This window comes from Nostoc sp. KVJ20 (assembly GCF_001712795.1).
Taxonomy (GTDB): Bacteria; Cyanobacteriota; Cyanobacteriia; order Cyanobacteriales; family Nostocaceae; genus Nostoc.
Map to the genome: position 1 here is coordinate 1 of NZ_KV757737.1, position 9,589 is coordinate 9,589.

The following is a 9,589-nucleotide window of genomic DNA, read 5'->3' on the forward strand; positions in this document are numbered from 1 at the left end:
AGGCTGATGTAAATTCTTCAGGCAAACGCAAGCCAGGTAGACCGCGTAAAGCTGGCTAATTCGCTTTTTAATTCTCGTCCGATCACCGAAGAATAAATATCTGAAGGTTCAAAAGTTTAAATGAGGCAATTGCTTGCCTCATTTATTAATAAGAGAAAGGCTTCGCCATAGCAAAAGTGAAAAAATAATATTGTGAGTGATGCAATGGTACAGCAACTTTTCACTCAAGGTTCTTTATTCGATTTGCAAACAGTAATCGATTATGGGCAGTCAGTTATTAATGTTGCCCAAGAGCTTGCAAAAGTTTTAATAGATAATCGCCCTCTCTCTACGAAAACTGTTTCTTCCCAGATGAATCGCTACTTTCTAGGCACTGCCGCGTCTGGTGCATGGCAATGGAAAGATGCTTACGAAGCTGTGGAAGTGGCGCAAATCTTATATCTGCGTCATCTGGGAATTAAGATTTTATCACAACAACCTCAAGTGGTTGTGCAACAATTAGAAGAATTAACAGCCCTCTGCCCGACGCATACTCGCCGTAGTGAAGAATCAGTACAGCTTCAGCAATTCTCCACCCCTCTGCCGCTTGCTTATCTGGTAGCAAAATCAGGATTTATACAAGCTACTGATTTGGTGCTGGAGCCAAGTGCCGGAACTGGTTTGTTAGCACAAATGGCTAAACTGCACTGTGCAAGTCTGATGCTCAACGAGCTTGCACCCGATAGAAGTAAGATTCTGCGTCGGCTGTTCCCTGGCACACCATTATTCTCAGTAAACGCGGAACAGATTAACGACTATCTGGTTGGCAAGACTCAGCCCTCAGTTGTTTTGATGAATCCACCTTTCTGTGCATCTCCCAAAATCAACAGTCGCAATCCCGACGCAACTAAGAGCCACATCAACTCGGCATTGCAAAGACTGGCTGACGGTGGACGACTGGTAACAATCACAGCCAACTGGTTTTCTCCCAATAATCCCACTTGGCGCGAGACTTTTGTTAGGTGGCACTCAGAAGCGCGAGTTTTAATGTCAGTCGGGGTTAACGGCAAGGTGTACTCAAAACATGGGACAACTATCGACACTCGGATTACAGTGATCGACAAAGTTCCGGCTGATAATCCCGGCAACATCCCCTGTATTCCCGAAACCTTGGACTTGCCCGAACTGCTGGCGTTGATTGAGCAGTTGCCACAGCGATCTTCGTGGGAACGCTCAGAAAAAGTCAAAGCTGCTGCGAAGGCAATTGTTATTCAATTGCCAAAGCGTATTACAGTTGCACAACCAGAAACAGTTTCCTTTCTTCCAGACGACTTAGTAGTGCTGGAATATGAGGTTATCGAGTGGACGGCTAGTGAGGGTTTGAAAGATACTCTATACGAAACCTATCGTCCACAGCGAATCCGAATCAAGGATGCTTTACCTCATCCCTCGCTACTCTGTGAGAGTGCAGCCCTAGCGCTTGTCTCGCCACCACCACCCACTTACAAACCGCATCTCCCGCGAAACATTGTCTCACAAGGATTGTTATCTGAAGCACAACTTGAAAGCGTTATTTACGCAGGTCAGGCGCACGGTGAATTTCTTTCTGGGTCTTATATTGTCGATGATTCATGGGATAATGTGACTGTAGCGGCAACTGGCGAAGAAAATGCCGTAAAATTTCGTCGTGGCTGGTTCTTAGGCGATGGGACAGGCGCCGGGAAAGGAAGACAATGTGCAGGAATCATCCTCGACAACTGGTGTCAGGAACGAAGAAAAGCCATTTGGGTATCAAAGAGTTCTGCTCTTATTGAGGACGCACGTAGAGATTGGTGTGCGCTCGGAGGTAGTGAAAAAGATATCATTGACCTGAGCAACATCAAACTTGGCGACCCCATCCCTTTCACCCAAGGTATTCTGTTCTGCACCTACTCAACTCTACGTTCTCAAAAGAACGGTAAAAGTCGGCTCAAGCAAATTGTTGAATGGGCAGGCAAGGACTTTGAGGGAGCGATCGCATTTGATGAGTGTCACGCGATGGGTAACGCAATGGCTCAAGAGGGTAAACTCGGTATGGTTGCGGCATCCCAGCAAGGCATTGTTGGGCTGCGGTTGCAAAATGCTTTACCTGGGGCAAGAGTTGTCTATGTCTCCGCGACTGGAGCGACGAAGGTTTCTAACCTATCTTATGCAAATCGTCTGGGGCTTTGGCAGACTGGAGATTTCCCGTTTACCTCCCGTGAGGATTTTGTGGAATCCATTGAGGGCGGTGGTATTGCCGCGATGGAAGTCGTAGCAAGGGATCTCAAGGCTTTGGGACTGTATCTGGCGCGGAGCCTTTCATTCGAGGGAGTTGAGTATCAAACTCTCGAAATTGAGTTAACGCCGAGGCAGGAACGAAGCTATAACAGCTATTCCGATGCTTTTCAGGTTATTCATAATAATTTAGAGAAAGCGTTAGAAGCTTGCAATATAACTGGCGCAAAAACGTACAATCGTGCTGCTAAGATGTCTGCTAAGTCGCAGTTTGAAAGCCATAAACAGAGATTCTTCAATCATCTGCTGACCGGGATGAAATGCCCCACCCTGATCAAAGCGATTGAGCAGGATCTAGCCCAAGGTCTTGCAATTGTCATTCAAATAGTTTCGACTAATGAAGAACTTTTGAAACGACGACTTGATGAAGTTCCGGCTGACGAATGGAAGGATCTCAATCTTGACTTGACCCCACGAGAATATGTGATGGACTACTTGATGAGTGCTTTCCCTGTTCATCTGCATTCCATTCATTCTGGCGTTGATGGAGAAGAAAGATCCGAGCCGGTCTTTGACGCTGATGGCTCTCCAGTTATCTCCCAAGAAGCTGTAGCCTTGAGAGATGCCTTAGTCGATAAGTTAGCAAGCCTTGATCCAATCCCTGGTGCATTAGAACAATTGCTGTGGCATTTTGGTCACAAGCAAATTGCCGAAGTAACTGGTCGCAGCAAGCGAGTTCTGAAAGATGATTCGGGGCGTTTGTTCGTTGATTCGCGTGGTAGTGGGGCGAATATTGCTGAAACTGCTGCGTTTATGCAGGGAGACAAACAAATCCTCATCTTCAGTGACGCTGGTGCAACAGGCAGAAGTTATCATGCTGATCTAAATGCTGCGAATCGTCGGCGGCGATCGCATTATTTGTTGGAAGCCGGCTGGAGAGCAGACAATGCAATTCAAGGGCTTGGACGATCGCACAGAACCAACCAAGCATCTGCGCCCGTGTTCAGACCAGTCACGACGAACGTTATAGGTGAACGCCGATTCATCAGCACTATTGCTCGACGGCTGGATAGCTTGGGCGCACTCACAAGGGGGCAAAGGCAAACCGGAGGCAATGGGATATTTGAGGCTAAGGATAATCTGGAATCGAACTATGCAGAACACGCCCTGTATGAATTATTCAGACAAATATACCAAGGTCGATTTTATGAAGTGCCACTAGGGACTTTTGAGCAAATGACTGGACTGTGCTTAACCTCTCATGAAGGCGGGATGAAAATCGATCTCCCACCCCTGCGTCAATTCCTCAATCGACTTCTGGCTTTACGCATTGATATGCAAAATATCATTTTCGAGCGTTTTGAGTTGTTGCTAAGTCAGCAGATTGAAGCAGCGATCGCTGCTGGTGTCTATGAAATGGGGGTGGAGACTTTACGGGCTGAACGCTTTACTGTTGAGAGCCAGGAAGCTGTATATACTCATGCTCAAACTGGTAGCGTCACCAATTACTTGAAAGTGGAACGCATTCAGAAAAACAACATCAAAACGGCTATTGAGATGTTGGAGTTTGCCACTCAATATCAAGGACGGCTCATGATCAACTCCAAGTCAGGCAATGCTGCTGTGTCAATTCCGACACATAGTATCTATGACGCTGATGGTGGTGTTGTACCAAGAGTGTTACTCGTCCGTCCCCAAAAAGAAACCCGTATACCAGTCAAGGATTTAGAATCTTCCACTTGGAAAGCGGTTTGTGTCGATGCGTTCGTCGCAGGGTGGTCTACTGAAGTAGACGCATTGCCCAAGTTCACTACCGATTATCTGCACTTAGTCACCGGTATTTTGTTGCCCATTTGGAAAATCTTGCCGCAGCACAATAGCCGAGTCTTCCGCTTGCAAACCAGCGATGGACAAAAGATTCTCGGTCGGGTAGTAAATGCTCAGGATATCCAGTCGGTGGCTGAACAACTCGGACTCAAGAACAAGCTATTAAGCCCACAGGAGTTAGTCTCTTTAGTGCTAAACGAAGGCTATTCCCAGCAGTTACCGGGTGGCGTAACTTTACGGCGTTCTTATATTGCCGCAGAACCTCGTATAGAGTTGGTTAATGCTATCTCACTGGCAGAGCGGCTTTTAGCTGCTGGATGTTTCACCGAGATCATCAACTGGAAAAAGCGGGTATTCATTCCGGTTTCAGACAAAGCCCCAGCTATTCTAGCGGCTGTGATTGAAATCTTGGGATAATTCCCAACTTCAAAGGCCCAGGTATTTAATCTGGGTCTTTTTTACCCTTAAAAAAAATAATAAGCTCTTTTTTTTATTTAATCGCGATAACGCGAGTTTGCTATAACGCTAGTTTCGGATAACGCGACATTGTTATAATACAAACTCGTTATCAAAACTGAAAAATTGTTGTACGGTAAGGATCTTACTTCTCTAGTAGCACTATTAGCCTACTTGCTAAATCGCGATAACGCGAGTTTGCTATAACGCTAGTTTCGGATAACGCGACATTACTATAATGCGAAGTCGCTATAAAAATTTGCTGGTTATTGAGGACACTTACATGAGCCATGAAGTAACAGCACGAAAAACTAAAGTGATTGCAGTGGGCAATCAAAAGGGAGGAGTTGCAAAAACTAGTAACCTGATTCATATTGCAACTGCTTTAGGTGAAATGGGAAGGCGATGCCTAATATTCGATTTAGATATGAACCAGGGAGCTACCCGGCATTTAGGAATTCCTAGCGAAAGCTTCCTTGGTACTTTTGAAGTTTTGACTGGGGAAGAAGAACCAACAGATGTAATCATTACCCCTGATGATGGAGTAGAGTTACCTAAAAATATTCATTTGATTGCAGCTCGTCGAAATCTAGAAAAGATAGATCAAGCACTCGCAGCTAGAGATAAGTTTTTGGTTACTCAAGATGTTTTGATTAATCCTTTACGCAAGCTTGCTGGAATGTATGATTACATCTTTCTTGATACAGCGCCTAATGCAACTACACCAACAATTGCAGCCTATAAGTCGGCTGACTGGTTTATTCTTTCAGCCACTCCTGACCCATTTGCGATCGCAGGACTTAATGATGCTTTAACTGATATTCAAGGCGCTCAACGTTACGGCAACCCGAATTTACGTTTGTTAGGAGTAATTCTTTGTTGTGTAGATAGCAGAACTATATTAGCTAGTTCTCTAACTGAATATGTCGAGAAACTTTTTTCTGATGGTAGTAAGTCTTTAAAATTTGATACACTCATCAGCCGTTCTACGGTTGTACCTCAGTCCCAAAAGTTAGGGAAGACAATTTTCCAAACTGCACCAAACCACAAAGTCACAAACCAATATCGTAAGCTGGCTAAGGAAATAGAAGCTCGTATTGCTGAGTTTGAAGAACCAGTTACAACATCTACTATAAAATCTGCTGTTTCAACAAAGCGAGGCAAAAAGTAGTTACCAATGGCTAAACGTGTTTCAGGAAATGAAAAACCCTACCGCCCAGTAGACGAAGCATTGGTACGGTCTGTTCTCAGGGGTTCAGATTCAGAGGAAACAACTTCAGTTTCAGATAATACTGCTACTGCATCTGTGAGAGATTCAACTTTATCGGAGCCAATAACTCCTGACCCTCAACAATCTCCACCTATACAACCTGCACCAGTAATCGAAAAATTAAGCCGAGAGAAGCGGGTACTTTTGACTAAATCTGAGGAAAGAGAAATTGAACGATTCGTCTCTCGCCTTGCCGAGGAACTAGAAACTCCTCTCAAACTTAGTCATGTATTAAGGTCTTGTATGACAATTCTTCGACACGCGCAGAAAGAGATTATTGCACAAGCTAGTCACTCAGAAAAGCTAGAGCGTCCACCAAATGGTGATCCAGTAGCTCTGGCTGAGTTTGAGTACAAGCTTGCACAAATCATCTCAGATGCTCTTTCTAAAACACCACCACTCGATTGATACTCACCGTTAACTAATCATCGCGATAACGCGATATACAGAGAAACTAACATAGTCTTTGCAGCATCGATGTCAGCGTGTTCGTGATATCCGCATTTTGTACAAATGAACTTCTCAGCATCACGATTTGACTTATCGATATGTCCACAATTTCTGCATTCTTAACTAGCGGTCGGAGGATGTCAATATGTTTCTCCTGTGCGCGATCACCAGGGGTAGACATCACCTTTGGTGGTTACTAGTGAATGATGTTCAACCCAGCACGGAAGTTTTACAATATGGAACCCTTGTTACTTCGATAGTTTCAGGCTTAAGGAAAATCAGAATAGTGCCATACTTAATCATCGCGATAACGCGATATAGAGTGAAAGCTAGATCACTTACTATTCCCAGTATTACGCCCAAAAAGGTTAACCTCTCGTTACTTAATCATCGCGATAACGCGATATAGGATAAAAGCCGGATCACTCGCTATTTTCAGTATTACGCTCAAAAGGGTTTACCTATTGTTACTCAATCATCGCGATAACGCGATATAGGATAAAAGCCGGATCACTTACTATTCCCAGTATTATGCTCAAAAGGGTTAACCTCTCGTTACTTAATCANCGCGATAACGCGATATAGGATGAAAGCTAGCTAGTATTGTAAAGGAAATTACTTTTAATTGATATTTTAAAGGCAGAATGGAATCTACTAAGCGACCACCCAAGCCAACAAAAACTGATTAAGCACATCCCTGCGGCTTTTGATTCGTTATATGGGAAGATTTTAAAAATTGCTCATGGGGTATATATAGCCCCCATATATACCCCAACAATAGCTCACGACTTTGGTGACATTTTGACACCTATATAGGGTATATATAGGTGCTAAATGGGGTACATTTGACTGGTTAACATTTTGTACCCCATTTAGCCCCCAAGGGGTTATGATAAGCTCTTGAGATTAGGCAAAAAAGGGGAAGTTATTTTATTCTTCTTTCTCTTGCTCTTGCAGATCACTTCAACAGATAATTTTCACAAATCAAAGCGTATTACCTTGGAGCAGATGTCAAACATTCACACGGCGCAAAAAATTTTTCCTGCGGGTTTCGATAACGGTTACGGAAGTCTCAAACTTTTAGTCGAAGGATTTGAAGTAATTCGTGTGCCGAGTTATATTTCCACATCTGAGATGGAAGATGTTCCAGGACGTGTAGTTTTTAACGGTACTGCTTACACCGTTGGAGAGTCTGCTTACCGTACAGGAAATTATTTTGACCGCAACACAGACAATAATGAAAATAAAGTCAATAATGCGTTGTTGACTTTGTTGGGTGCATTGGCACATCTCCCACACCGTAGGGCTTGGCACTTAAAATTAGTCGTTAGCTTACATGATGTTGGTCTGGCTGAAGAATTGCAAAAAGTACTCAATGGAGAATATCAGCCAATACTTGCTGGCAAGCAATCAGACGTGAAAGTAGAAGTGCTTAAAGTTGTACTAGAGGGGATGGGTGCATTGTTTGGGCATCCACTACCCAAAAAGCTAACTATTTTAGACTTTGGCAATGGTACGACCCTGTATTCTCGTTACAACCGGGGTCAGCGAGAAGTTCACACTGCTTACCCTATCGGTGTAGAAGTTCTCATCGATGATATTTCCCAAAAAATGAAACATTTGAATGGCGGAAAAATCGGGGATGCCTCCAAAATCCGATTTTGTCTGGAGATGGGGCATACCCGATACAGCCGTGACATCGATATCAAAGATATATACAGCGCTTGTTTGAAAGATTGGTATGAAAAATACTTGAAGAAAGTGGTGAATCTGACACTTGATGCCAAGCACCAGGGGGATGAAATCTGGGCGATTGGTGGAGGCTGCCTCTTACCAGGATTTAAGAAGCTGTTGGAGAAAAACGGCTTCAAAATCCTGGGCAATCCGGTAGAAGCCAATGTCTCTGGGCTTTTAGAAATGGCAAAAACCATTTCTGCCAAGAACCCAACTACTACATCTATTAAGTGATCGCAATGGCAGACAAACTTGACTTAACCCCAGAAAAAGTTCGGATCAAAGATAGCTACCGTGAGCGGATATTTGCCGAATCACAGCAACTAGGCAAGAGTTACCTGGAGACGCTTTACTTTATTATTGATTGCTATTTTGCTTTCAGAAAGGGTGCATTTCCCACACAACAAGTAGCTTTCACGCCGACTAATACAGAAGATAACAAAGCCTCATCTTGGAGTTCAACTCCCTTTACAGAGGAGGAAGAAGAAGATTCTTCAGGGGAAACATTCAGCCTTGATTTTGATTTGTAACCGTCAAAGGAAGTTGTTAATTACACACGAGGTTATTCCAATGTGACGCGAAAAGAATTTTTCCACTTGAGTCGTCACTGAGCCGAAGATTTGTCTGTAGCATAGGATCTACTGTATTTTTAGCCCCTGACAATCGCAGAGCTTACATTATTACATTAGAACTTTTTGCAATTCTTATCATTAGCTCTACTTTTTCTAACTGATTCCACAGACTTTCCACAGCTAATTCTACTGTTTTCCACAGTTGTTTGACAAGATAATCGGCTTCTATTCATCCACTGGGGATTTTGTTATGACTGTAGCCATCAGTCTGTCTTACGGAGTTATTGTTAAGTTGCGTAAAGAAAATCTATCTCTAACCCTAGCTTTCACGTAATTATTTATTTTTTCTATATTTATGTTTAATATTTTGCAACATTGACAAACCGAGCCAGTCAGCACACAATAAATCGACTAGCCTTTGCCGTCTATTCCATCTTGAACATCGACTGTATAAAACTATTCAGTTGCTAGCACAGGTGGTTTGACAACTAAAGAATGGGGTGAAACAGGACAACTACTGCATCACCAAGAAGGGGAAAGGGAAATACACTAATGTTCTTTTCCCCAAAAGCTATGAAGCCCCTATTTTTAAATATGGAGAATAAAAAAAGAAGATTTTTAAGGCATGTAGTGCGATCACTTAGCAGTGCGGAGCCGGAGCCGCTCCGCCTCCGATCCATATTTAAAACAAGAGCTTTTAAGTCACTGGTTCCCTTTCCCCTTTCCCCTTTCCCCCTTTCCCTTTCTTTACCTCTGGCTTATTGTCCCTATTGATTTGCTTTTTCGGAAGCTTTGCTCCCATGAACTCAACCCAAAACATCTTGACTAATCTTCCTGAAACACTACATCAGTCTTTAAATAGCTATCTAGAACAGCATCCTGATTGGGATGAACATCGCCTTATTACCGCAGCTATCTCACTGTTTCTGTTGCAAAATGCTGATGGAGATCGCCGTGTTTCCCAGGTTTATTTAGAAGCTCTGTTTCGCCGTGGCTAATTTACAACATACCTGAATCTGCTACTCTCTAAAAGTCATACTAAACA

At 43.4% G+C, this 9,589-nt stretch carries 6 protein-coding genes and 1 pseudogene; 6 read left to right on the forward strand and 1 reads right to left on the reverse strand.

Annotated elements, in window-relative coordinates; genetic code table 11:
• Positions 1 to 204: 204 nt before the first annotated feature.
• The 3 genes from A4S05_RS33455 to A4S05_RS33465 all read left to right on the forward strand — a co-directional run bounded on the left by A4S05_RS33455 (position 205) and on the right by A4S05_RS33465 (position 6,196).
• Complete coding sequence (locus A4S05_RS33455) at positions 205 to 4,479, forward strand: strawberry notch-like NTP hydrolase domain-containing protein (protein ID WP_069074075.1); 4,275 nt, start codon at positions 205 to 207, stop codon at positions 4,477 to 4,479.
• A 322-nt stretch (positions 4,480 to 4,801) separates the two neighbouring features.
• The gene (locus A4S05_RS33460) at positions 4,802 to 5,689 is read left to right on the forward strand and encodes a ParA family protein (protein ID WP_069074076.1); all 888 of its coding nucleotides are present in this window, start codon (positions 4,802 to 4,804) and stop codon (positions 5,687 to 5,689) included.
• A gap of 6 nt (positions 5,690 to 5,695) precedes the next feature.
• Positions 5,696 to 6,196, forward strand: coding sequence for a hypothetical protein (locus tag A4S05_RS33465; RefSeq protein WP_069074077.1), 501 nt, complete (start codon positions 5,696 to 5,698; stop codon positions 6,194 to 6,196).
• Between the two features lie 17 nt (positions 6,197 to 6,213).
• Here A4S05_RS33465 and A4S05_RS44400 read toward each other — a convergent pair.
• Positions 6,214 to 6,345 (reverse strand): annotated as a pseudogene (locus A4S05_RS44400) (zinc ribbon domain-containing protein); the annotation flags it as partial.
• A 901-nt stretch (positions 6,346 to 7,246) separates the two neighbouring features.
• On the opposite strand from A4S05_RS44400, the gene A4S05_RS33470 reads away from it, so the two are divergent.
• The 3 genes from A4S05_RS33470 (at position 7,247) to A4S05_RS33480 (ending at position 9,542) form a co-directional block, all read left to right on the forward strand.
• Positions 7,247 to 8,206 (forward strand): ParM/StbA family protein, encoded by a 960-nt coding sequence (locus A4S05_RS33470; protein ID WP_069074078.1) that lies wholly within the window; start codon positions 7,247 to 7,249, stop codon positions 8,204 to 8,206.
• Positions 8,207 to 8,211: 5 nt separating this feature from the next.
• Positions 8,212 to 8,502, forward strand: coding sequence for a hypothetical protein (locus tag A4S05_RS33475; RefSeq protein ID WP_069074079.1), 291 nt, complete (start codon positions 8,212 to 8,214; stop codon positions 8,500 to 8,502).
• Between the two features lie 842 nt (positions 8,503 to 9,344).
• The gene (locus A4S05_RS33480; protein WP_069074080.1) at positions 9,345 to 9,542 is read left to right on the forward strand and encodes a DUF2811 domain-containing protein; all 198 of its coding nucleotides are present in this window, start codon (positions 9,345 to 9,347) and stop codon (positions 9,540 to 9,542) included.
• Positions 9,543 to 9,589: the final 47 nt, after the last annotated feature.

Bases quoted from the DNA above. Each gene is read 5' to 3' on its own strand.
- A4S05_RS33465 (WP_069074077.1), top strand. From the start codon at position 5,696: ATGGCTAAACGTGTTTCAGGAAATGAAAAACCCTACCGCCCAGTAGAC.
- A4S05_RS33475 (WP_069074079.1), top strand. From the start codon at position 8,212: ATGGCAGACAAACTTGACTTAACCCCAGAAAAAGTTCGGATCAAAGAT.
- A4S05_RS33460 (WP_069074076.1), top strand. From the start codon at position 4,802: ATGAGCCATGAAGTAACAGCACGAAAAACTAAAGTGATTGCAGTGGGC.
- A4S05_RS33455 (WP_069074075.1), top strand. From the start codon at position 205: ATGGTACAGCAACTTTTCACTCAAGGTTCTTTATTCGATTTGCAAACA.
- A4S05_RS33470 (WP_069074078.1), top strand. From the start codon at position 7,247: ATGTCAAACATTCACACGGCGCAAAAAATTTTTCCTGCGGGTTTCGAT.
- A4S05_RS33480 (WP_069074080.1), top strand. From the start codon at position 9,345: ATGAACTCAACCCAAAACATCTTGACTAATCTTCCTGAAACACTACAT.